Origin of the sequence: Chryseobacterium tagetis, from assembly GCF_016735585.2 — a bacterium.
Lineage (GTDB): Bacteria > Bacteroidota > Bacteroidia > Flavobacteriales > Weeksellaceae > Chryseobacterium > Chryseobacterium tagetis.
This window is the reverse complement of record NZ_JAERSE020000001.1, coordinates 332,680-357,276: the sequence shown is the minus strand read 5'-3', so window position 1 is coordinate 357,276 and position 24,597 is coordinate 332,680. Positions and strand designations below refer to the sequence as shown.

The 24,597-nt window shown below is 35.4% G+C and carries 20 protein-coding genes and 1 pseudogene; 7 read left to right on the top strand and 14 right to left on the bottom strand.

The genetic code is table 11. The features are described from left to right. Positions 1–67: 67 nt before the first annotated feature. The 5 genes and pseudogenes from JI747_RS01590 (at position 68) to nhaA (ending at position 7,991) form a co-directional block, all read left to right on the top strand. Positions 68–1,966 carry an AMP-binding protein gene (locus tag JI747_RS01590; RefSeq protein ID WP_225685791.1) on the top strand — a complete coding sequence of 633 codons (1,899 nt, stop codon included), beginning with the start codon at positions 68–70 and terminating at the stop codon, positions 1,964–1,966. A gap of 42 nt (positions 1,967–2,008) precedes the next feature. Further along, positions 2,009–3,925: pseudogene (gene acs / locus JI747_RS01585) on the top strand (acetate--CoA ligase); the annotation flags it as partial. Between the two features lie 211 nt (positions 3,926–4,136). Next, entirely contained in the window at positions 4,137–4,502 is a 366-nt protein-coding gene (locus tag JI747_RS01580; RefSeq protein ID WP_225685789.1) for a hypothetical protein, read from the top strand. Between the two features lie 106 nt (positions 4,503–4,608). Continuing rightward, entirely contained in the window at positions 4,609–6,813 is a 2,205-nt protein-coding gene (locus JI747_RS01575) for a RelA/SpoT family protein (RefSeq protein WP_225685788.1), read from the top strand. Between the two features lie 8 nt (positions 6,814–6,821). Next, positions 6,822–7,991, top strand: coding sequence for a Na+/H+ antiporter NhaA (gene nhaA / locus JI747_RS01570; RefSeq protein ID WP_225685787.1), 1,170 nt, complete (start codon positions 6,822–6,824; stop codon positions 7,989–7,991). 3 nt (positions 7,992–7,994) lie between these two features. On the opposite strand, the gene JI747_RS01565 is transcribed toward nhaA, so the two are convergent. Together JI747_RS01565 and JI747_RS01560 are read right to left on the bottom strand one after the other, a co-directional pair. Then, entirely contained in the window at positions 7,995–9,014 is a 1,020-nt protein-coding gene (locus JI747_RS01565; protein ID WP_225685786.1) for a YihY/virulence factor BrkB family protein, read from the bottom strand. A 3-nt stretch (positions 9,015–9,017) separates the two neighbouring features. Continuing rightward, the gene (locus JI747_RS01560; protein ID WP_225685784.1) at positions 9,018–10,040 is read right to left on the bottom strand and encodes a DUF4421 family protein; all 1,023 of its coding nucleotides are present in this window, start codon (positions 10,038–10,040) and stop codon (positions 9,018–9,020) included. A 124-nt stretch (positions 10,041–10,164) separates the two neighbouring features. Between JI747_RS01560 and JI747_RS01555 the strand changes: the two genes are divergently transcribed. After that, on the top strand, positions 10,165–10,638 hold the full coding sequence (locus tag JI747_RS01555; protein ID WP_225685782.1) for a 23S rRNA (pseudouridine(1915)-N(3))-methyltransferase RlmH: 474 nt from the start codon (positions 10,165–10,167) through the stop codon (positions 10,636–10,638). Positions 10,639–10,652: 14 nt separating this feature from the next. On the opposite strand, the gene JI747_RS01550 is transcribed toward JI747_RS01555, so the two are convergent. From JI747_RS01550 to secD, 7 genes are all read right to left on the bottom strand, one after another. Next, positions 10,653–11,108: a tRNA (cytidine(34)-2'-O)-methyltransferase gene (locus tag JI747_RS01550; RefSeq protein ID WP_225685780.1), complete on the bottom strand. Its 456-nt coding sequence runs from the start codon at positions 11,106–11,108 to the stop codon at positions 10,653–10,655. A gap of 43 nt (positions 11,109–11,151) precedes the next feature. Then, complete coding sequence (locus JI747_RS01545) at positions 11,152–11,463, bottom strand: hypothetical protein (RefSeq protein WP_225685779.1); 312 nt, start codon at positions 11,461–11,463, stop codon at positions 11,152–11,154. Positions 11,464–11,475: 12 nt separating this feature from the next. Next, positions 11,476–12,294: a tetratricopeptide repeat protein gene (locus JI747_RS01540; RefSeq protein ID WP_225685778.1), complete on the bottom strand. Its 819-nt coding sequence runs from the start codon at positions 12,292–12,294 to the stop codon at positions 11,476–11,478. Next, positions 12,291–12,857: a phosphatase PAP2 family protein gene (locus JI747_RS01535; RefSeq protein WP_225685777.1), complete on the bottom strand. Its 567-nt coding sequence runs from the start codon at positions 12,855–12,857 to the stop codon at positions 12,291–12,293. Before JI747_RS01535 ends, JI747_RS01540 begins: the two co-directional genes overlap by 4 nt. 9 nt (positions 12,858–12,866) lie before the next feature. Continuing rightward, positions 12,867–13,205 carry a Sec-independent protein translocase subunit TatA/TatB gene (locus tag JI747_RS01530; RefSeq protein ID WP_225685776.1) on the bottom strand — a complete coding sequence of 113 codons (339 nt, stop codon included), beginning with the start codon at positions 13,203–13,205 and terminating at the stop codon, positions 12,867–12,869. Positions 13,206–13,565: 360 nt separating this feature from the next. Continuing rightward, a complete protein-coding gene (locus JI747_RS01525) occupies positions 13,566–14,801 on the bottom strand; it encodes a TCR/Tet family MFS transporter (RefSeq protein ID WP_225685775.1) in 1,236 nt (411 codons plus the stop codon). A 169-nt stretch (positions 14,802–14,970) separates the two neighbouring features. Next, positions 14,971–17,883, bottom strand: coding sequence for a protein translocase subunit SecD (gene secD / locus JI747_RS01520; RefSeq protein ID WP_225685774.1), 2,913 nt, complete (start codon positions 17,881–17,883; stop codon positions 14,971–14,973). Between the two features lie 215 nt (positions 17,884–18,098). Here secD and JI747_RS01515 point away from each other — a divergent pair, with 215 nt between their 5' ends. Next, a complete protein-coding gene (locus JI747_RS01515) occupies positions 18,099–19,460 on the top strand; it encodes a PQQ-dependent sugar dehydrogenase (protein WP_225685773.1) in 1,362 nt (453 codons plus the stop codon). A 25-nt stretch (positions 19,461–19,485) separates the two neighbouring features. On the opposite strand, the gene JI747_RS01510 is transcribed toward JI747_RS01515, so the two are convergent. From JI747_RS01510 to JI747_RS01490, 5 genes are all read right to left on the bottom strand, one after another. Next, positions 19,486–20,694, bottom strand: coding sequence for a hypothetical protein (locus JI747_RS01510; RefSeq protein WP_225685771.1), 1,209 nt, complete (start codon positions 20,692–20,694; stop codon positions 19,486–19,488). Between the two features lie 3 nt (positions 20,695–20,697). Next, the gene (hemN, locus tag JI747_RS01505; RefSeq protein ID WP_225685769.1) at positions 20,698–22,056 is read right to left on the bottom strand and encodes an oxygen-independent coproporphyrinogen III oxidase; all 1,359 of its coding nucleotides are present in this window, start codon (positions 22,054–22,056) and stop codon (positions 20,698–20,700) included. A gap of 88 nt (positions 22,057–22,144) precedes the next feature. After that, entirely contained in the window at positions 22,145–23,056 is a 912-nt protein-coding gene (locus tag JI747_RS01500) for a sialate O-acetylesterase (RefSeq protein WP_225685767.1), read from the bottom strand. A 96-nt stretch (positions 23,057–23,152) separates the two neighbouring features. Next, positions 23,153–23,554: a hypothetical protein gene (locus tag JI747_RS01495; protein WP_225685765.1), complete on the bottom strand. Its 402-nt coding sequence runs from the start codon at positions 23,552–23,554 to the stop codon at positions 23,153–23,155. 3 nt (positions 23,555–23,557) lie between these two features. Further along, complete coding sequence (locus JI747_RS01490; protein ID WP_225685764.1) at positions 23,558–24,568, bottom strand: WD40/YVTN/BNR-like repeat-containing protein; 1,011 nt, start codon at positions 24,566–24,568, stop codon at positions 23,558–23,560. Positions 24,569–24,597 lie beyond the last annotated feature (29 nt).

Sequence of the window (24,597 nt, the reverse complement as noted above, 5' to 3'; positions counted from 1 at the left end):
ATTGCTTCGTCACTTCGTTCCTCGCAATGACAAAAAATGCAAAACAATAAAAACACAATAAATTGATATGGACAGAGACATTTTATTTCAAAGAAGTATAGAAGATAAAGAGAATTTCTGGAAAGAACAGGCACAGGAAATCAACTGGTTTGAGTTTCCTACCCAGATTCTTTCCAAAGATGAAACAGATTACACCCAGTGGTTTTCCGATGGAAAGCTGAATATGTGCTATTTATGTATTGACCAACATATTGAAGACGGTTTTGGAGAACAAGTTGCCATTGTTTATGATTCTCCCGTTACCCATCAGAAGAAAACTTACACTTTTAATCAGGCTAAGGAAGAAATTTCAAAGCTTGCGGGAGGTTTAGTTTCATTGGGTTTGAAAAAAGGCGATACCGCTGTTGTTTATATGCCAATGATTCCGCAGACTCTGTTTGCAATGTTGGCCTGTGCCAGAATCGGAGTGATTCACAATGTAGTTTTCGGAGGTTTTGCACCCCACGAATTGGTGGTAAGAATTGATGACTGCAAGCCCAAAGCTCTGATCACAGCAACAGCAGGAGTTGAAATTGCTAAGAGAATTCCGTATTTGCCATTAGTTGAAAAGGCAATCGAATTAGCTCAGGATAAAGTTGAAAATATCATCGTTTACAACAGAAAATTGGTTGACAATCAACACGAAATGTTTGATGGATTGATTGATTATGAAGAATTAGTTCAAAGGTCAGAATCCGTAGACTGTGTTTCCTTAGAATCCACTCACCCACTCTATTTATTGTACACATCAGGAACAACAGGAAAACCAAAAGGAATTACTCGCGACACAGGAGGTTACGCGACAGCTTTGAAATTTTCCATGAAATATATTTATGGCGTTGAACAAGGCGAAACGTATTGGGCCGCTTCCGATTTTGGCTGGGCAGTCGGTCACAGTTTTTCGGTTTACGGACCACTAATTAACAGAAATACGACTATTATTTTCGAAGGAAAGCCCATCATGACTCCTGATGCGGGAACGTTTTGGAGAATTATTTCGGAATATAAAGTGTCTGTGATGTTCACTGCTCCAACAGCAATTCGCGCGATCAAAAAGGAAGATCCGAATGGTGAACTGGTAAAAAAATATGATTTAAGCCATTTCAAAAAACAGTTTTTAGCAGGAGAAAGATGTGATGTAGCTACTTTAGACTGGTTTGCAGAACATATAGGAGTTCCCACAATCGACCATTGGTGGCAAACAGAATCCGGTTGGCCAATGTTAGGTTTAATGACTTTCGATGAGAATTACAACATTAAAAGAGCAGCAGCAGGAAAACCGATTCCGGGTTATGATATAAAAATATTCGATGAAAACGGATACGAACTCGATGCACACCAAGAAGGATATTTAATTATCAAGCTTCCGCTTCCTCCCGGAGCTTTACTTGGAATATGGAATGATAATGAGCGTTTTCAAAGCAGTTATTTATCGCAGTATAACGGTTATTATTTTTCAGGAGACGGAGCAATAAAAGATGAAGATGGATACATTTTCATCACAGGAAGAGTAGATGATGTTATCAACGTTGCGGGTCACAGACTTTCAACCTCAGAAATGGAAGAAATCGTTTCGTCACATCCCGATGTTGCAGAATGTGCCGTTGTCGGAATTGATGATGATCTGAAAGGACAGATTCCTTTTGCTTCGGTTGTTTTAAAAAACGGTTCAGTAATTTCTGAAGAAGAGGTAGAAAAAGATATTGTAAAAACAGTCCGTGAAAAAATAGGAGCTGTCTCCTGTCTTAAAAATGTAATGACGGTAAAACGCTTGCCAAAAACACGTTCCGGAAAGATTCTAAGAAAATTAATCCGAACTTTATTAAACGGAAAAGAATTCCAGATTCCATCGACGATTGATGACGAAAAAATCATTGAAGAAATTCAGGAAAAAATCATTAAATATAGAGCTGGAAAAAGAAATTAAGCATAAATTTAATCTAAATAAAATTCAAATTTCAAAAAAGAAAGGGATATGAGAAATTACCTAATAGAAGATTTGCCACACTATTTTGAAGAGTATAAAAATTCTATCAAAAATCCTAAGAAATTCTGGGATAAGATAGCTGATCAAAATTTTGTGTGGTATCAGAGATGGAGCAAAGTCGTAAAGTACGATATGAATGAAGCGAAAATCACCTGGTTTAAAAACGCAAAACTAAATATCACCAAAAACTGTTTAGACAGGCACCTTTCCGTAAGAGGCGAAAAAACCGCTATTATCTGGGAACCCAATGACCCGAAAGAAGAGGCACAGCATATTTCTTACAACGAATTATATACGAGAGTCAACAAAACAGCGAATGTTCTAAAAGAAATGGGCATCGAAAAAGGAGACAGAGTCTGCATCTACCTTCCAATGATTCCCGAGTTAGCCATTACCATGTTGGCCTGTGCCAAATTAGGCGCAGTTCATTCTGTCATTTTTGCAGGATTTTCAGCATCTGCTGTTTCTTCAAGAGTAAATGACTGTGGAGCAAAAATGGTCATCACTTCAGACGGAAGCTACAGAGGAAGCAAGGTTTTAGATCTAAAAAGCATTGTTGATGAAGCGTTGGAAAAAACACCGACCGTTAAAAATGTTCTGGTGGTAAAAAGAACCAACAATCCAATTAAAATGAAGGAACACAGAGATTTCTGGCTGGCCGATCTGTATGAAAAAGCGTCTCCCGATTTCGTTACCATCATTATGGATGCAGAGGATCCGCTTTTCATTCTGTACACTTCCGGTTCTACAGGAAAACCAAAAGGAATGCTTCATACTTGTGCCGGATACATGGTGTATACAGCTTATACTTTCAAAAATGTATTCAATTATAAAGAAAACGATATTTATTGGTGTACTGCCGATATTGGCTGGATTACAGGACATTCATACATTCTGTACGGCCCTCTTTTAAACGGGGCAACCACTGTAATTTTCGAAGGAGTTCCTACCTATCCTGAACCGGACAGATTCTGGGAAGTCATCGAAAAACATAAAGTAACCCAATTCTACACCGCTCCTACTGCCATTCGTTCATTGGCGAAAGAAAGTACAGAATGGGTTGACAAACATGATTTAAGTACTTTAAAAGTCATTGGCTCTGTAGGTGAACCCATCAATGATGAAGCGTGGCATTGGTTTAATGATCATGTAGGAAAGAAAAAATGTCCGGTTGTTGATACTTGGTGGCAAACTGAAACAGGAGGAATCATGATTTCACCTCTTCCTTTTGTCACCCCGACAAAACCTACTTATGCTACTCTACCTTTACCGGGAATTCAACCTGTTTTGATGGATGATAAACGTAATGAAATTTCAGGAAATCAGGTAACGGGGAATTTGTGCATCCGTTTTCCGTGGCCAGGAATTGCAAGAACTATTTGGGGAGATCACCAACGTTATAAAGAAACCTACTTCTCTGCTTTCCCTGGAAAATATTTCACAGGTGACGGTGCTTTGAGAGACGAAGTTGGCTATTATAGAATTACCGGTCGTGTAGATGATGTAATTATTGTTTCTGGTCACAATTTAGGTACAGCTCCGATTGAAGACAGCATCAACGAACATCCTGCCGTAGCTGAATCTGCAATTGTAGGATTCCCTCACGATATCAAAGGAAGTGCTTTGTACGGATTTGTAATTTTAAAAGATACAGGAGCCGACAGAAAGCAGGAGAATTTAGTAAAAGAGATCAATCAATTGATTTCTGATCAGATCGGGCCGATCGCAAAGCTGGACAAAATTCAGTTTGTTTCCGGACTTCCGAAAACCCGTTCAGGAAAAATCATGCGTAGAATTCTGAGAAAAATTGCAGAAGGAGATTTCAGCAACTTCGGAGATATCTCAACGCTATTGAATCCGGAAATTGTAGAGGAGATTAAAAACGAACGAATTAACTAAACTATATGAACTGAGAAATCAGGGAAGCGGGCTTTAAAAGCCCGCTTTTTTATTTAAAGATATTTAAATTTAAACAAGCGTTCAATAAAATAAAAACAATATAAAACAACAATCCAATAGATAAAACCAAAAAATATTAAATTTTAATGAAAATAATTCAATTCTTGTAAAAAATATTATTAACTTTAGGTACAATTTAAAAACTCTTGCTATGTCAAATATATTAGCTGGATTATTTGAACATCACAGCGATTACAAAAAGCTTGAAACTGATTTAGAAAATTCAGGTTTCCCTAGTTCTGATTATATTGTCTATTTGAATGACACACCGCATCATTCTCAATATCTTGCCAGTGTGGCAGTAAAAGACACAAGCCAAGCTAATATTGCAAAAGATATCTTCAGCCAAAATGCTGTTCATAAGACTTATTTATTTGAAAACATGAGTATTGATCAGGCAGATTACACGCATCTAAAAGGATATATTGATGCAAGAAATAAAGCTGAAATCCACAACAGTCCTGCAGTAAAGATAAAAGGATCCAGTTCTGGAATGGATTCTGAAGTAAAATTTTAATAATATATAAATTCTAATAACCAGGAATCCGTAGAGTGATCTACGGATTTTGTTGTTTGAAAAGTCCTTATTTTTTTGTATATTCGTCTAAACATAGGTATTTCATATGAGTTATGATTTAGAGCAGGAAAATAAGGAAATTCTTGCGAGATATAAAGATTTAATTTCGAACACATACAGAACTTTGGATGAAGAAAACAATAAACTCATCCGAAAGGCATTTGATATTGCATTAGATGCTCATAAAGAACAAAGAAGAAAAACAGGAGAACCTTACATTTACCACCCTATTGCCGTAGCCAAAATTGTAGCTACAGAAATTGGTTTGGGCGCTACTTCTATTGCATGTGCCCTTTTGCATGACGTTATTGAAGATTCGGATTATACCTATGAAGACCTGAAAAAAATCTTTGGTGAAAAAATAGCCAATATCGTGAACGGATTGACGAAGATCTCCATCATGAATCATCAGAATATTTCGGTACAGTCTGAAAATTACAGAAAATTATTATTAACTCTTTCTGAAGATTTCAGAGTCATTTTAATTAAAATTGCAGACCGTCTTCACAACATGCGTACATTGGAAAGCATGGCTCCGGACAAGCAGAAAAAAATTGCTTCCGAAACGGTTTACATTTATGCGCCAATGGCTCACCGTTTGGGTTTGTACAACATCAAATCTGAGCTTGAAGATCTCTCTTTAAAATACAACAATCCGGATATTTACACCGAGATTACGGAAAAATTAGAATTAGCAAAAGAAAGCCGTGAAAGATATATTGAAGAGTTTAAAAAAGAAGTTTCGGAGAAATTACACGAAGAAGGCTTAAACTTCAAAATTAAAGGTCGTGCAAAAGCGATTTCTTCTATTTACAGAAAGATGCTGAAACAAGGGGTTTCCTTTGAAGAGGTTTTTGACAATTACGCCATCAGAATCATTTACAAATCTGATGCTAAGAATGAAAAATTTCTTGCTTGGAAAATCTATTCAATCGTAACGGATGTTTATCACAGTAATCCTTCCAGAATGCGTGACTGGATCACACAACCTCGTTCTACAGGATACGAAAGCTTGCATTTAACAGTTCTTGGCCCTGATAAAAAATGGATCGAAGTTCAGATCCGTTCTGAAAGAATGGATGAAATTGCAGAAAAAGGCGTTGCAGCCCATTACAAATACAAAGAAGGGTATAAACAAAGTTCGGAAGACCGAAATTTCGAAAACTGGGTCACTGAGATCCGGGATGTGCTGGAACAGCAGCAAAACCTTTCTACGTCGGAACTTTTAGACAATATTAAACTGAATTTATATTCAAAAGAGGTTTTTGTATTTACGCCAAAGGGTGAAATTAAAATTTTACCAACCAATGCAACGGCTCTTGATTTTGCCTTTGCTGTGCATTCAGATTTAGGAATGAAATGTTTAGGCGCAAAAATAAACGGTAAGCTTGTTCCTATTTCCTACACTCTTCAAAACGGAGATCAGGTAGATATTCTTTCGTCACAAAACCAAAAGCCAAAATCTGACTGGCTGGAATTTGTGGTTACTTCAAAGGCTAAATCCAAGATCAAAAGCTATTTGAATTCCCAAAAAAATCAGTTGGTAGAAGATGGAAAAGAAATTCTGCAAAGAAAGCTTCGTCACGCCAAAATCAATTTCAACGATGAAGAAATCAATAAACTGCAAAAATTCTTCAATCTTAAAAGTTCACAGGAGTTATTTCTTAAATTCCAGAATAATGAACTGGATGCAAGCAGCTTAAGGAAATATATTGAAAGTAAAAACGTGTTTAATAATTTACTTTCCAGATTCAGAAAATCACCTTCTAAAAACACACATTACGAAGAACCTAAAGAGCAGAATCTTGACATGATCGTCTTTGGGAAAGATGAAGAAAAACTGAATTATACCTATGCCAAATGCTGTACAGTAATTCCGGGTGATAAAATTTTCGGATTTATTACGATTTCTGACGGGATTAAAGTACACAGTGACAATTGTCCGAATGCTATTAATCTGCGCGCTCAGTATGATTACCGTGTCATTCCCGCAAAATGGGTGAATGCAGAAAGCTTTAAGAACAGAATAAAAATTGAAATCGAAGGATTGGACAGAATGGGAATGATTAATGATATAACGACCGTCATAAGCGGTGCTATGGGAATGGATATGAAAAGTATGTCTATCGAATCCAATAACGGGGTTTTCAATGGTAACATCAACCTTGAGGTAAAGAACAGAGGCCAATTGGAAGAAACTTTCAAAAAGCTTAAGGCAATCGATGGTGTTTCAAGAATAAGGAGAATATAATCAGAAAGATGAATTTATCTTTATATTTTAAAAAATTCTTTACTAACAGTCAGTTTTCGGGAATTATACTCATCTTATGTGTTGTAATTTCTCTACTAATTGCCAATTCGTCTATTGGTGAAGGTTTTCAGCGTTTTTTAGATCAGGAAATCGGTACTTCAGTCTTTCATTTAGAATATCCGATCAGCGTGTGGATCAACGACGGATTAATGGCTATCTTCTTCCTATTAGTAGGTCTTGAAATCAAAAGAGAAATTATTGAAGGTGAACTTTCTTCCTTTAAAAATGCTTCTCTTCCTATTTTTGCAGCTATTGGCGGAATGATTGTTCCTGCAGTTATTTTCACGATTTTCAATTTCGGCACGAAATACGAAAACGGATGGGGAATTCCTATGGCAACAGATATTGCATTTTCGCTTGCCATTATTTCTATGCTTGGAAGCAGGATTCCGAACTCTATCAAGATTTTCTTAGCCGCTTTGGCCATTGTAGATGATTTAGGAGCGATACTCGTGATTGCCATATTTTATACCGATCAGATACACTGGGTGTATTTACTGCTTTCTTTAGGAGTTACTGTATTATTGTTTATTTTAAACTTTTTAAAAGTTACTAAGCTTATTTTTTATATTATTCCGGGATTATTTTTATGGTATTTCCTTCATCATTCAGGAATTCATGCGACTATTGCAGGCGTTTTGCTTGCGTTTTCAATTCCTACAAACGTGTCTGAGACAGAAATATCCCCTTTAGAAAAACTGGAACACACGTTAAGTATTCCGGTGAGTTTTTTAATCATGCCTGTTTTCGCTCTTGCCAATACGAATATTACATTCAACAGTGCTATGATTGGAGGACTTACAAACACTTTAGGACTTGGAATTGTCTGCGGATTGGTTTTGGGAAAACTTATCGGAATCAATCTTTTTTCTTTTCTTGCTATAAAACTAAAAGTAAGCTCACTGCCGCAAAATAGCTCATGGATACAAATGATTGGTGTGGGTTGTTTAGCAGGAATCGGTTTTACGATGTCTATTTTTATCGCCTTACTTTCTTTTAAAACGGAAATACAGATTCAGGATGAAGCTAAATTTGCCATATTAATCGCTTCCTTTCTATCTGCTTTTTTAGGTTTTATGATCTTGAAAATGAGTTCTAAGAAATATTCAGGAAATTAAAATTTAAGCATCAGAATTATTTTCCTGATTCAGTTTTCGGGTGTGCTCCTCATTGTTTTCCCAACTAGGTTCTTTGATTCCGTCATGGTAACCCAAAGCTTCCTTTTTAAGCTCATCTGAAAGCAGTTTTTCAATTCTCAGCTTTCTGATTGCCATATTCAGTTCATTTCCGAAAAGAAGAAGATATACATTCACATTTACCCAAACCATCAGAAGAATCATACTACCAATGGAGCCGTATAAAACGTTATATCGTGCAATATCTTTTACATAAATCGCAAAAATATAGGTTGTAAGAACAAATAAAACCGTTGTCAAAATTGCTCCCGGAACGGCCTGTCTGAATCTTGTAATCTTCACGGTTCCCAACCAGTAAAACAAAGCTAAAAGGATAAAGTAAAACACAGGAAAGGAAACAAATCCGATGATCTTTGAAAGGTTGTTAACGAGCCATGAAATATCATATGACGGCGTAAAGAGCTTCATAACAACTTCCACATAATAGACTCCGAAAAGCGCTAAGAATACAATCAAAATAAAACCAATGGTGATGAAAAAAGAAAGTATAAATTCTTTCACATCCGTCAGTTTCTCCTCAGAATTTTCATTAAATCCGCTGATCAGAGAAAAAGTACCGTTCGTGGCAAAAACCAAAGCTAAAATGATCGTAAGATTGCTGATTCCCTTCATATTCGGGATAATATTGGTTTCTATATACCCTCTTACATCTCCTTCCATATTGGACGGGAATACATTATGCATCAGGACTTCAAAAATGTAAAACTGAAGCTTGTCATAATGCGGCATATAAGGCAATACAGAAAGTAAGAAAAGAAGAAACGGAAATAAACTTATGGTAAAGCTCCAGGAAATCGCGGCTGCCTTTCTCCCTATTTTCCCTTTGAAAATGCCTGAAATATAGATCTGGAACATCTGCCAAAGCGATATTCCTAAAACAGGAATATGAATACCATCAAAAAACTCTTGAATTTTCAAGATAAATTTAGGAAGTTTTATACCCATATTTTACTTTAAAATTTGATCTATTTTATCAAAGTTTCTGTTTACAAATGTAGGTGAATTAAACCGGAAACCAATACCTACACGGAATAACCATTGTGTGGTGGAATAAAAATTCTCGTCGGAACTGTTGATCCAGTTCAGTTGAAATCCACCTCCGAAAAACCATTTTCCGTTATCATACCCCATTCTCGCATTGGAATAGAGTCCTACATTAAATTCATGAAAGTCCTCTCCTATCAATTTGGAATAATAAAACTCTGGATAGGCTTCTACAATCGTGTACCAATGATCACCCATTTTTTTCTGAACACCTCCTCCTGATCTTAAAGCAATTCTGAAATCTTTCGAAGGAGAATCATCCGCACTTTCATTAAAAATCTCTCCCTGATAAATCGTCTTATTAAGATCGCTGAGAATATTGTACTGATAAAACAAACCTGTACTTACTATAAAAACGTCTTTCAACGGTTTATACGTCATATTATTGAAGCTTCTGTAATTGGTTTTATTTCCCAGCCACAAATAACTGGTTTCTCCTTTAAATGATCTGTACTTAGCATCAGGAAACTGCAAATATCCCTCTTCATTATAATCTGCTCCGTAAATAAGGCGCATAAATTCCTTTGTATCCTGAAAATACAGGCCTTTCACTTCACTAAAGTAAACATATTGCCTGAGTTTTGGGCTCACAAAGAAAGTAAATCCTACATTAAAGTATTTTGATTTTCCTTTTTCAAGATCATCATTATTAATTCTTGTCAGTTTCGGAGCAAAGGAAAAACTCACATCCAGCCATCGATACCGCAGAAAAAATTCAGTATAGAAAGCATCATTCGGTCTTAGACGAAAAATTTTATCCTGATATAATAGTCCGAAAATATTATGAAGGTAACTCAGTCCCGTAACGACTGAAATTTTATTTTTATCTTCTTCTATATACTTCTTATCCGGAGTTTCATCAATTTCCTGAGCATAAGAAATCGATGAGCAACAAAAAAGCAGAAAAGAAAGGATTTTTACTTTCATCGGACTGGTGTTCTAACAAAAGTAATGATTTTTTTAAACTTGTAAATGCTCTTAGCACTCTGCAAATTATGACTTTCTTTAATTTATGAATATCTTTGATGCTGTAAATATTTAAAGACAGGAAATGCAGATCAATGTGCTTTGTATCGGTAAAACGGATGATAAGGAAATCACTTCATTAATCAGTTACTATCTGAAACGGCTACCCAAACACTGGAATTTTGAAATTATAGAAATTCCGGATGTTAAAAACGCTAAGAACCTTACTCCGGATCTTCTGAAAAAAGAAGAAGCCAAACTGTTCCTCAATCATATTGATAAAAATGATCTCGTCGTTATTCTTGATGAGAAAGGAAAACAGTTTACCAGTAGAGAATTTGCACAAAAAATTGATACCTGGATGAATTCATCGGTAAAAAAGATCCACATTCTGATCGGAGGAGCGTATGGTTTTTCTGATGACATTTACAACAGAACCAACGAAAAAATGTCATTATCTAAAATGACATTTACGCACCAAATGATTCGGTTATTTATCGTTGAACAATTATATCGGGCTGATCAGATTTTACAAGGAAAACCTTATCATAATGATTAATATGAGTATTTAACCTAAATTTTTAAACCAATCTGTCTCTTAGCTTCACCGACTACAAAAGCTACGGAATTAGCAATATTAAAGCTTCTGATCAGTTTAGACATCGGAATTGTCAAATGATTTTCAAAACGGTCTAGAACCTCTTTGCTCAATCCTACGCTTTCTTTCCCGAAAACAAGCCAGTCACCGTCTTTAAATTCTGTTTCCAGATAAGATTTTTCAGCATGGGAACTCATCAGAAAAACACGGGAAAGATCAGGAATAGCCTGTATCCATTCATCTACATTGGCATATTCAGTCACGTCTAAATGAACCCAATAATCTAATCCCGAACGTTTCAGATTTTTATCATTAATGACAAATCCAAAAGGATGAATAAGGTGTAATTTACTTTCTGTTCCTACACATAATCTTCCGATATTTCCTGTATTATTTGGTATTTCAGGTTCTACGAGAACAATGTTCAGCATGAAATTGATATTGATTTAAAAATTTTCTAAAGATAAAATAAGATTATTTTTTCGTATTTACCATCACTATTTGAGTAATCCCTTTTTCTTTGAATTTCTTCTTGATTTTATCATCTGTAAGAACCATTACATTTTTTATATTTTCAGAAGGAACTTTTTTTACAGCATCAAAAGTACTTTCCACATTATCGATGTAGAAAAGGGATTTAGAGGGAGACTCCTGAGATTTTTTCAAAGCTGCTACCAAAAGAGAGTTTTCCTGTGGTTTTGTTTTAGCTTGTTGAGCATTTACGAAAGTCATCACTCCCAGAGTGAAAATTGTCGTTACGAATAATTTTAGATTGGGTAATTTCATATAATATATTAGTTATTTTTTTTCACATTTGGCATAATACTCCTGCAGCAAAGATTTTTCGTAGCCTAAACTTACCGCTTTATCTAAGTTGGTACAGGCTTCTTTAGGTTTTGCAGTATCCAACAAGATCTGAGCTTTGGTAACGTACGCCTGCGCAAATTTCGGATCAACTGAAATTGATTTGTTAACGTCAGCAAGAGCTTCTTTGGTCTTCTTCATTTTAAGATAAATATCTCCTCTCCCACTGTATAACAATGATTCAGGTTTTTCTGAAATCAGCTGATTGTAGTCTTTTAAAGCCCCTTCAAGATCTCCGCTTCTTTTTTTTAGATTGGCCAATCCTGTTCTCGCGAAAATATTATCCGGAGCAATGCTTAAAACATATTGTAAATCTTTCTGCGCTAAGTCTTTCTTTCCTAAATTATCATATATCTTAGAACGGAGTAAATAAAGATTGGTGTTTTCAGGTTCTAATGTTATAGCTGTATTAATGTACTCCAAAGCTTTGGTTTTACTTCCTTTCTGATTATTCAGAGAAGCCAGATTTTCATAGACAGAAACCGATTTCGGATTAGATTTTAAAGCCGAATCATACGACTTGAATGCCTGAGCTGTTTTCCCGAGTCTTCTCTGCGAAGTTCCCAGCTTATCGTAATATTCTGACTGGAATCTTTGAATCTGTTCTTTTTCGGCAAGCTTTGTATACTGTTCTTCTGCACATTTGTAATTGGCCTTGCTGAAACATTCTTCTGCCATTTTTTTGTCCTGTGCATGAAATAACTGAACCGCCGAAGAAGCAGCTAAAGTAAGAAGTAATAGTTGTGTTTTCATATAGTTTTAGTTTGTTTGTTGATCACTTTTCTTGCGAGCATAGCAAAAAGCCCTCCCAATAAAGATCCAACAAACGCCCCCACCAAAATATCTATCGGAAAATGCACGCCTAAATAAATTCTGCTGTACGCTACTATTGTAGCCCACACAAATATAAAATAAGGAAACCATTTTAGCTTACTTTTTAAGAGAAAACTTAAATAAGATGCTAAAAAGAAAGTATTGGAAGCATGCGCCGAATAAAAACCAAACTGACCACCACATTTCACAATTCTCATGTGATCCTGTAAACTCGGGTCATGACAGGGTCTTAATCTCGCCACTCCATACTTGAATACGCTTGCAAGCTGATCAGAAATAGTAACTCCGATCGCGATAAATATCAATATAAAAACAAAAGATCGTAGCTTGTAATTTTTAAAAAGTAAATAGCAGAATATAATGTAAAGCGGAACCCATATCCAGGTACTGGAAATCAGCATCCAAAGCTGATCGAAAGATGAACTTCCTAAATTGTTAAGGTATAAAAATATACTTTTATCATCCTGAATAATTTCTTCCATGGTCTGTTTCTATCTGCTTACAGGTCCTTCATACGTTTCATCTTCTGAAGGTTTAATTTTTTCCTGTTCTGGGGTATTGGAAGAAGGTTCGTTTAAGATATTTTTTTCAATATCTTTCATGGGATTAAAATCTTTGGCAGCATCTTTCACTTTTTCAATCTCACGTTTGATCTCAGAAACAGGGTTATCTGTTTCTTTCATAATCTCCGTTTTGATGTCTTCTACTGCTCCACGCATTTTTCTTACGCCTGCTCCCAAGTCACGCGCAATCTGAGGAAGTTTATCCGGTCCGAATAATACAACGATCGCTACGGCAATCAATGCCATTTCTCCAATGCTTAATTCCATTTGCCAAAATTACGAAAGATTATGCAATTGTATTATGTTCTTAATCAATTTTAAATAAATTTTAAGAATTTAAGCTGATTAGTGTTTTGTAATTCGTGATTCGTGATTCGTGATTCTGGGTTTTGGAAGTCTTTACTATGTGATAGCTATTTTACGAAGGTGGAGTCTATTCTCATCACTATTTAGTTCTGCAATCTCCTATTCTATTCGTTTTTCCAAATTAACTAAATTATTAAGAAAAATTTAATTCACTTTTAATTGATTTAATTGAAGTATTTTCTTATTTTTAAAAAATTCATTTCATAAACTTCATATCCTTCTTTCAAAAGCAACAGGGAATCAAATTTGATTCCCTGTTTTTTATTTAATACTTTCTTTCTCTGAATTTTTATTTTTAAAATTGAAATAAGTGATAATTACACTCACAGCCATTAATATGAATGCTAAGAAGAACGGTGCTCCTGAAAACTTAAATGGTGCTTTATCATGAGTAAAGAAGTAAAAGAGATTCGTCATCATCGGAGGTCCGATAATAGAGGTTGCACTCATTAGACTTGTTAAAGCACCCTGCAATTCCCCTTGTTCATTTGACGGAACACTTTTCGTAATTACCGACTGTAAAGCAGGACCACAGATTCCTCCCAAACAGTAAGGAATAAGGAATACAAACATCATCCATCCTTGTGATGCAAAAGCAAATAACAACATTCCTATCGCATATAATGCTAATCCGTAATAGATACTTTTCTGTTCGCCTAATTTGGGTGTTGTCCATCGTATCAAAACACCTTGAACCAAACCTACCAATAATCCTACGACTCCCAATGAAATTCCCACCATCCTCTCGGTCCAGCTGAATTTGTACATGGTAAAAAAGCTCCAGTTACTTTGTACAGCATGTCCCGCAATGTAAATTAGTATCAATGAAACAATTAATCCTGAAATTTCGGGGTGCTTACCTAAAAATTTAAATGAACCGATTGGATTGGCTCTTTTCCAGTCGAATTGCCTTCTTTTATCTTTATCCAAACTTTCGGGAAGAATGAAATATCCGTAAAGGAAATTTAATAAACACAATACTGCAGCGGCATAAAAAGGAACTCTTGAACCATAATGACCTAAAACTCCCCCTAAAACAGGCCCGATAATAAATCCAAGTCCGAAAGCAGCCCCAATCAGTCCAAAATTCTTGGCTCTGTCTTCATCGGTTGAAATATCTGCAATATAAGCACTCGCCGTTGTAACACTGGCTCCGGTAATCCCTGCAATAACTCTTCCTAAAAACAACCACCAAATGGTAGGTGCCAAAGCAAGGAAAATATAATCTATTGCAAAACCGAAAAGTGAAATCAGAATAATCGGTCTTCGTCCGAATTTATCGCTTAAATTCCCAACCACCGGAGAGAAAATAAATTGGGTAAATGCATAGGCAAAACCCAACCAACCTCCATATTTAGCGGCTTCACTTATATCACTATGAATAAGTTCCTCAATGAGTTTCGGAACTACCGGAATGATGATTCCCCATCCCGTAATATCGATCAATAATGTAATAAATATGAAGCCAATAGCGGCTTTTTTCCTTGAATTTTCCATACTCTGCAAAAGTAATCAAATCGGGAAAAAGAATGATAATAAATTATTATTAAGTAAAAAGTGAAATGTAAAATGTAAAAAGTTAATAGTGAGAAGTGAATTTTAAAATTTTGACCAACAAAAAAGCCTTCCGAAGTGGAAGGCTTTTTCTTATTTATTGTAGTATAAATTATTTTGAAGCAAGTACTTCTTTGTCCGAAGTAGATTTACCATGTACATCTTCTTCTTTTCCTTGTTTAAGAAAGTCATAAGCAATTGCCGATGCCACGAAGATTGATGAATAGGTACCGAATCCAATACCGATTAACATCGCAAACATGAATCCTCTTAAGTTATCTCCACCAAAAATAAAGATAGCCAAGATTACTAAGATCGTAGTAAATGAGGTGTTGAATGTTCTACCCAATGTACTAGAAATAGAGTCATCAAATAATCCTGCCAATGTTAAAGATTTTTTCTCTCTTAAATATTCTCTAATTCTGTCAAAGATAATTACCGTATCGTTGATTGAATACCCCAATACCGTCAAGATCGCAGCAACAAAATCCTGGTTTATCTCCATGTTGAACGGCATATATTTGTGAAGCAATGAATACGCTCCCAAAATGATTACCGCATCGTGGAACAATGCTGCAACTGCACCAAGAGAGAATTGCCATTTTCTAAATCTTACCAAGATATAGATGAAAATACCCGCTAAAGCGGCAACTACAGCAAGAATACCGTGAGTTTTGATATCGTCTGCAACCGTTGGTCCTACTTTTTCAGAAGAGATGATTCCCGCATGATCTTTATCTGCTGATTTGAAATCCTTCATCGTCATGTTTGCAGGTAAGCTGGATTTTAATCCTTCGTATAATTTCTGCTCAACAGTCTGGTCAGCTTTCAAAGATTCGTCTTCAATAAGGTAATCTGTAGAGATTTTCAACTGCTTGTCATTACCAAAAGTTTTAGCCTCAACAGAAGAGTTTTTCCCATCTTCCGTTTGGAATACTTTTACTAATTTTCCTTCAACATCCTCAGCATTTACAGCTTTATCAAATCTTACTACATAATTTCTACCTCCTGTAAAGTCGATCCCGTATTTAAATCCGTGGATTGCAATAGAGGCAATACAAACGATCGTTAAAATACCAGAAATGATGTAAGCATATTTTCTTTTTCCGATGAAATCGATCCAAGTATTTCTGAAAAGATTTTTCGTAGCACCCGTCCAAACAGAAAGGTGTTTTCCTTTATTTAATCTAGAGAAGATCATTACTCTTGAAATCAATACCGAAGTAAAGAATGTCATCAAGATACCGATTCCTAGCGTCAATGCAAATCCTTTGATTGGTCCTGTTCCGAAAAGGAAAAGTACACCCGCCGTCAATAATGTCGTTAAGTGACCATCGACAATCGCATTCAGTGCATGTTTGAAACCGTCTTTGTATGCTTCAAGAATACTTTTGCCAGCGAAAAGTTCTTCTTTGGTTCTTTCATAGATAATTACGTTCGTATCGACCGCCATCGCCATTGTCAATACAATACCTGCGATACCAGGAAGTGTAAGTGTAGCATCCACAGAATCCATGATTCCGAAGATGTAGAATAAGTTGATGATCATTGCAATTACAGCGAATACACCTGCACCACCGTAATAGAAAATGATATAAACAATAATTAATAAGAATGCAATACCGAATGACATTATCCCTGCATCAATAGACTCTTGTCCTAATGAAGGTCCTACAACCGTAGCCTGAACTACTTTTGCACCTGCAGGCAATTTACCAGCACCTAAAACGTCTACCAATTCTTTAGCTTCTTCCTGAGAGAAGTTACCAGAGATTTGAGTTCTACCGTTAGGAATTGCACCTACAACGTTCGGAGCAGTATAAACTCTGTTATCAAGAGTTACAGCAACTGGTTTTCCAACGTTTTTCTCGGTTAAAGTCTTCCATTCTTTAGCACCTTTAGAATCCATCTGCATGTCTACAACGACTCTGCTTAGTTCGTCGTATCCAATGCTTGCAGTTTCTACAGCGCCATCAACTGGAGCTTTTTGATTGATGTTACCTCTGATTGCGTATAATACTAAACTTTCAGTATCAGTCGCTTCAGGTTTGTAACCCCACATGAATTGTGTATATTTAATGTTAGCCGGACGTAAAGACTGAGCTACTTTGCTGTTCAAAATTTTATTGACAACAGCAGTATCAGATAATTTCACACTTCCAACCGCACTTTGACTCATTGATTTTCCTCCCTGGATGATGTTGGCAAAATTGGTATTTTTTGCAACCCCCATAGAATCTCCTTTTGCAGCTACCATTGTACTCAATGTTTGGAAATAAGGAGCAATCTCATTGAACTGTTGTACTTCCCAGAATTGAAGTTTAGCAGAAGTTTGAAGCATCTTCTTTACTTTGTCGATGTCTTTCATTCCCGGCATTTCCACTGAAATTCTAGCAGTTCCAGGTACTCTCTGAACGTTTGGCTGCACTGCACCCATTTTGTCAATTCTCGTTCTGATGACCTCAAAAGCGGTACCTACAGATGCATCGATCTTTCTTTTTACAATACTTTTCACCTGCTCATCAGGAGTATTGTATTTCACTTCTGTAAGTGAAGTGTTTCCGAAAAGTTCAGGATCTGCAAGCTTAAGGTTTGTTCCTTTAGCCTTGTTGATCACATCAAACTGCTCGAAGAAATTGTCGATGTAAGATTTTGTAGAATTCTTCTGAACTTCATCGGTCTTGTTTAAAGCCTCAATAAGTACAGGATTGGTGGAATAATTTGTTAAATCATTCACAAGATCTCTTTGGTTGATCTCCAAAAGAACGTTGATCCCTCCTTTCAAGTCAAGACCAAGTTTCATTTCCTTGTCTTTGGCTTTAGTGTAATAAAGTTTTGTGAATCCTAGGTTCAGAGTATCCTTAGAAAGCTTTGCAATCTCTCTCTGATACTTTTCCGGATTGTCTCCTGCAATAGCAGTTGCCTGCTTTTCAATTTTGCTGGCGTACCATGTTGGTAATAGCTCATTTAAGCAAATCAACCCTAGTACAATAGCAACAATTGTAATAAGTCCTTTTCCTTGCATTTTGTTATAACTACGTTAAATTAAGTCGGCAAATATAATCATTTTATTGAATTTTATGAATTTTTAACAACAGAAATCGTTTATTTTCAGATATATCGGCATTCTTATTTTCATTTAAGATTTAATAATATTTTAATGATATTGTAATGAATTTTTCAATGTTTAATTGGTATGAAATTTTCATTCAGATTTAATACACTAACTATCAAAATATTATGAAAAATTTACTTTTTTGCACAAGTATTTTTTCTTCTCTTATTATTAATGCTCAAAGTATTAATATAGAAGAATTTGCCACGGGATTTACAGCTCCCGTCGAAATTGTACACGCAAACGACACCAGAATGTTTGTTGTTCAGCAGAATGGAATTATAAAAATTGTACAACCCAGCGGAACTACCAATGCTGCCAGTTTCCTGGATATCAGCTCAAAAGTTACTTATGGTGGGGAAAGAGGGCTTTTAGGTCTTGCTTTTCATCCTCAATACGCAACAAACGGTTATTTTTTCGTGTATTATAATGATACTGCCGGAAATATTACAGTAGCAAGATACACCCGTAGCTCAAATCCTGACGTTGCTGATGCGACAACCGAAAAAATTGTTCTGAATCTCCCAAAACCATTCGACAATCACAACGGAGGAAGTATTCATTTTGCTCCTGATGGATATTTATGGATTGTAACCGGAGACGGAGGAAGCGGTGGAGATCCTAACAACAATGCTCAAAATAAAAATTCACTTCTGGGAAAATTGCTCAGACTTGATATTAATTCTACAGGGCCTTACAATATTCCATCAAGCAATCCTTTTATTGGCGTAGACGGAGCTGACGAAGTATGGGCTTATGGATTGCGTAATGCCTGGAAGTTCAATTTTGATACCACTTCCGGAAATGTAATGATTGCAGATGTAGGTCAAGGCCAGATTGAAGAAATTAACCGCCAGCCAATTTCTCAAGCCGGTCTTAATTATGGCTGGAGATGTTATGAAGGAAATACACCCTACAATACAACAGGCTGTCCAATTACTTCTACAATGACTTTCCCAGTTGCGGCGTATAATCATACCGGAGGAAAATGCTCAATTACAGGAGGATATATTTACAGAGGTACACAATATCCGGCTTTGCAGGGAAGATATATTTTTGCCGACTACTGCTCTACCCAACTCGGAATTTTAAATCCGGACGATTCGATAACCTGGACTGCAGCATTCTCAGGAAATAATTTTTCAACATTTGGAGTAAACAATCAGAATGAATTGTTTGTAGCGGCCGTCAACAATGGAAAAATATTCAGAATTACTTCAGGAACATTGGCTACGCAGGAAAACAGCTTATCAGCTCAGATAAAAATTTATCCCAACCCTGCCTCAAAAAGAATCTTTATTGAGGGTATAAAAGACAAAGATATTTCTATTGAAATTTTTAGTGCCGATGGAAAAATAGTGTTAGAATCTCAAAAAATAGAAAATGACAAAGGCATTGACATTTCAGGAATTCCGGCAGGCGTGTATTTCATTACCCTGAATTCTGAAAAGTTAAAATATTACAGTCAAAAACTAATTATTCAATAAAAAAACATTGGAATATTTCTCATATTTAACCAATGGTTCGAGGCTTTCTTAAAAAATATAATATGAGGAATATTGGAAGTACGATGACCAATCTTCCAAGTAAAGAAATCCTTTCAATCTCTTTATCAAATAAGTGATTGGGAATTAATGTTATCATTAAAAAAGAAATCACAAAAAAAACAATTTCCAATAGGGAAAGTTTTTGTGGTTTCTCTTTTGGTATATCCATTTTTGAGCTTATTATCCAGAAACCCAAAAACAGAATGATGAAAGGAAAAGCCCATATTCTATAGGTATCAAATGCAATTGCATGAAGTAATAATGGGATGAATGCAACGATAGCCAATAGCAGAAATAACTGAATATTTTTCTTCAGTCTAAATTCTTTAAAAATCATCCATAAAGAAAACAAAATTGGAATTCCATTAAAAATAGTACAGGTCGAAATAAATAATCTTTGAATAAAATATCCTTTCTCTTCCGAAAAATAATATGTAAAACTTCTGGTATATGCCGAAGCCACAGAATCTGCTACCCCTTCAGAAACAATACAGGTCTGCCACAAATAATTAAATATTTTAGTGAAATGAATTTCTTCATTCTTCTCCTGAAAAATAGTGACCGATAATATGGCACAGAAAGGAAAGACAAGAAAGAGTATTAATTTGGTCAAAACATTTTTAGAAAAAATTGCTTTAAATGAAAATTTATCAACCGGAATTTCCGTAAGGATCAATGCAAAACAACTTATTGGTAACAGGAGAAAAAAAGAAATCTCATGAATGAAAATACAGATCGTCGCAATGAGTGATGATAAGAATACTTTTTTATTTTTAATTAAATAAACCGTCAAAATGGTCAGCAAAATGACTATATGGTCTAAATACCCAATAAGATGAGCCGAAAACACAATATATTGAGACAGAAAAAATATCAGAAAAAATAATATCCGATGAAAATCATTTTCTCTTTTAAATGTTTCTTTTATTGCAATTCCGAAAAGTAATGCGTAAAGCAGAAGCAATACTCCTGCTGAAAATATAAAAATCGTATGTGGATTTTTCTCGAAAAGTAATCCGAAAATTTCGCCTCCCAATCCTCTTTTGATGAATCCAAATCTGTAATCGAGCATCCAATGTGATTCTGACCAGTCACTCGGAAACCTTATTGTTTTTAAAACACTAAAAATAAGTGCATAAAGATAAAGGATGATCAAAAGGATTTTCCTGCCCATAGATTAAATTGTCATGGAGAAAATCCTCGTTTCAGGTTTATTTCTCATCATTCTCAAATCAAAAACCATGGCTACATTTCTTGTGAATGCTCTTCCTTTTTCTGTTATTTTAATCTGGTTATCATGAATTTCTACCAATTCATCATTCTCCATTTCTTTCAGCATTTCAAATGCGTTTTCCAGTTCAGGGAAAGAATTATTGTGATCAAAAGTTGTTTCAAGCTGACACATCAAATTCAAAATATGTCTTCTTACGATAAGGTCTTCCTCACTCAGAACATGTCCTTTTACAACAGGAATTTTACCTTCTTCTACTATTTTCTGATACTCCTCCACTGTTTTCACATTTTGTGCAAAAGCATACCATGAATCTGAAATTGCAGACATTCCCAAACCAACCATCAACTGGGTTTTGCTTGAGGTATATCCCATGAAATTTCTGTGCAGTTTTTTCTGAATCAAAGATTGATACAAATCATCGTGTTCTAAAGAAAAATGATCCATCCCAACTTCGATATAGCCTAATTCTTCCAGTAATTTTTTTCCATCTTCATACAAACGACGCTTTTCTTCACCACTAGGAAGATCGTTTTCATCAAACCCTCTTTGTCCAACACCTTTTACCCATGGAACGTGTGCGTAAGAGTAAAATGCCAAACGATCCGGTTTCAGTTCCATGGTTTTACGGATTGTATTTTCCATAGCTTCCCAAGTCTGATGCGGAAGCCCAAACACCAAATCATGACTGATTCCTCTGTAGCCAATCTCTTTAGCCCATTCCGTAACATTTTTCACATTTTCAAAAGACTGTATCCTGTTAATTGCCTTCTGAACCTTCGGATCATAATCCTGAACTCCAAAACTTACTCTTCTGAAGCCTAGGTCATATAAAGTTTGAAGATGCATCTTTGTTGTATTATTCGGATGTCCTTCAAATGAGAACTCAGGATGATCTGCAATTTCAACAGTATCAAAAATACCCTGCAACAAAGTTTTTAAATTTTCCGGTGAGAAAAAAGTTGGGGTTCCTCCTCCCAAGTGAAGCTCTTTCAGTTTTGGCTTCTCATCAAACAACTGAAGATACAGCTGCCATTCCTTCAAAACGCTTTCCAGATATGGAATTTCAACGCTATGCTGTTTGGTAATACGTTTATGACATGCACAGAACGTACATAGCGCCTCACAGAAAGGTAAGTGAATATAAATAGAAATTCCCTCTTCTGCATTGGTTTCCTTAAAGGTCCTGATTACACTCTCCGTCCATTTTTCAGCTGAAAAAGTACTTTCGTCCCAATAAGGAACGGTAGGATAAGAAGTATAACGAGGTCCGGGAATATTGTATTTATCTATTAAAGAATTCATTTTAGGTTTAATTTTAAACTGAATTTCAAATTGAAATTTCTTAATGCAAAATTAAATATATCTTATGAATATTTAATCATGAAATATATTAGGGTCTTTTTTCGAAATTTATAATGAGTCTAAATACCTCTTTGGCAAATTCCTGTCCCATATCGATATACCCTACACTGTTATAATGCCACGGATCATCTCCATAGCCGTAATTTTTAGTTGAGCGCACAATCGCCGCATTCCCGTCATCTCTTACAAATTTCTCCTGAGCATATTGAACGAGCTCTCCCATCTTCCAAACTTTTCCTGATTTATCTTTTCCCGAATCTGAAATCTTACCGATCACAACGGGAAGATCATCCGTCAACATGGCAGCTCTCATTTCATTCATTAAAGTTTTCAAATGGTCATAATAACGACTGGCAATAGCTTCATCATAGCTTGCATCGCCTTCACCCTGCATCCAAAGAATTCCTGAAGGAACAATCTGATCTTTTTTGCCGTCTTTATCGATATCTGTTTCCGATAAAGCATTTTTTACTGTTTTTAAAAAGTTATCATATTGGTTCAATCCGTTTTTCCCTTTAAAATCTGAATCCCAACACCCAAAAGGTCCGGCTGCAAGGCTGTCAATAGAAGTTCCCTCTCTGGCATATTTTATTAAAGCAATTTTATCATTGGGGAATAATTCCTTCATTTTTTTCGCAAAGGTCATTTCCAGCCCGAACCTGTCTGAAAGTGTATTGATTTTACCGTCTGTTTTAAAACCAGTTCCATTGCCTGGTTTCAACACATCCCATTTCCCTGTTCCTCCATTCAGATCGCCATCCGGAACTGAATTTCCCTGAAAAATATAAACATCTTTAAAGGTTTTCAGATCATCCGGTAAGTCTTTATTAAAACCAAATCCATTCATATTCGACTGACCGGCCAAAATAAAAACTCTGGTTTTTTGTGTATAAAACAAAGTCGGAATCAATAAAAGAAAAAATATTTTTAAGTTTTTCATGCCGAAATTTTGAACAAAATTAGTTTGAAAGAATGTTGAATTGGTTTTACCTGGAAAGATATGCTCTATGGTAAGGATTTAAAATTTGAATTTACATTATCTTTGATCCAGCCAATGAGGCTCAGGAACAGATTCAACAAAAACTTTCCACTCTTCCAGAATCTTTAAGAAATCTGTAACAGGCACTATTACCTCTGTTCCGCCTGTGTTAAATATTGCAACAGGTTTACTTGGTGGATAATTTCTGATTTCCATATATTCTGCATCGTAATAGCCCCAAATATTGTAACCTTTAAATTCATAAGTGAAATCTAAAGAGTTAATTTCATCCTTAATAATTTCAATAAATTCTAATCCATTATTTCCTAAAAAACTTGCGATTTCATAATTCAGCGAATTTCCATCAATATTACGGGAAACACTAATACCAGGTCTTCTGGTAAAAGACGGCAATTCTGAAACATAAAAAGTCAAATTGTATTTTTTGGCAGTCTCCATGGTTTAAAATTTTATTTTCATCACCGAAATCTTATCCTTCCCTGCCAGAACTACATTATTTCCGTCAATCCATTCACAAACGAAAAATCCTTTTTCCTCTGAAATCTTTTTCCATGTTTTTCCAAAATCTGAGGAATAACTGATATGCTGATCTCCCACGGAAATGATTTCCTTGCCTTTAGACCCCGGCTTTATTTTCACACAGGTTGTATAGCCTGCATTTTTACCTGCTGCCTGAACCTGCCACGTTTTTCCCCCGTCATTTGTAGTGGCAATGTTATTAACGTTGTCAGCTTGTTTTGTATAATCTCCACCGACTGCAATTCCAAATTTATCATCTGAAAAATCGACCGAATACATTCCCTGAGAAGATTCTCCCTGTATAAATGGAGTCTTGAAAACTTCAATATTTTCATTTTTTAAATTCATTCTCAGAATTCTTGAGGCTTTTCCACCGGTTGCAATCCATACATATTTTTTAGTGGATGCAATATTAGTATTACTTGCCGCAAAAGCAGCTTCTCCTTCATTCAGAATAATGTTATTCTTGAAGCTATTCCATTTTCCGTTTTTAAAAACAGCAAGTTTAAGGTGATTCTCTTTATCTGCATCGCTAAAAGTAAAAGCTAAATCATTATTTACAAAATGTAAAGCATCATAGAAAGCCGTTTTTATTGTATCTCTAAAAATAATTTCAGAGGTTAAATCTTTTTTATTAATCTTAAAAAACTCGGCCGGACTTTCGATATTAATAGCATAAAAAGAATTTTTGTCCTGAGCCAAAGTCCGGAATTGTAATTTCTTTTCTGATAGCTTAATCTGTTTCTGATTCTGAGGATTGTTTATATCAACAAAACCAAACTTAGAATCTGTTCCGCTGTACCAGATTTTATGATCATATAATTCAATCGCTCTGATGCTAATCTTATCGCTGAATATAGTTTCTAAACTTACCTCTTGAGAAAACGAAAGAATTCCTAAAAAAGAAAACAAAATGGGAAAGATTTTTTTCATAGAAACAAAAATAAAAAATCCACAGAAGA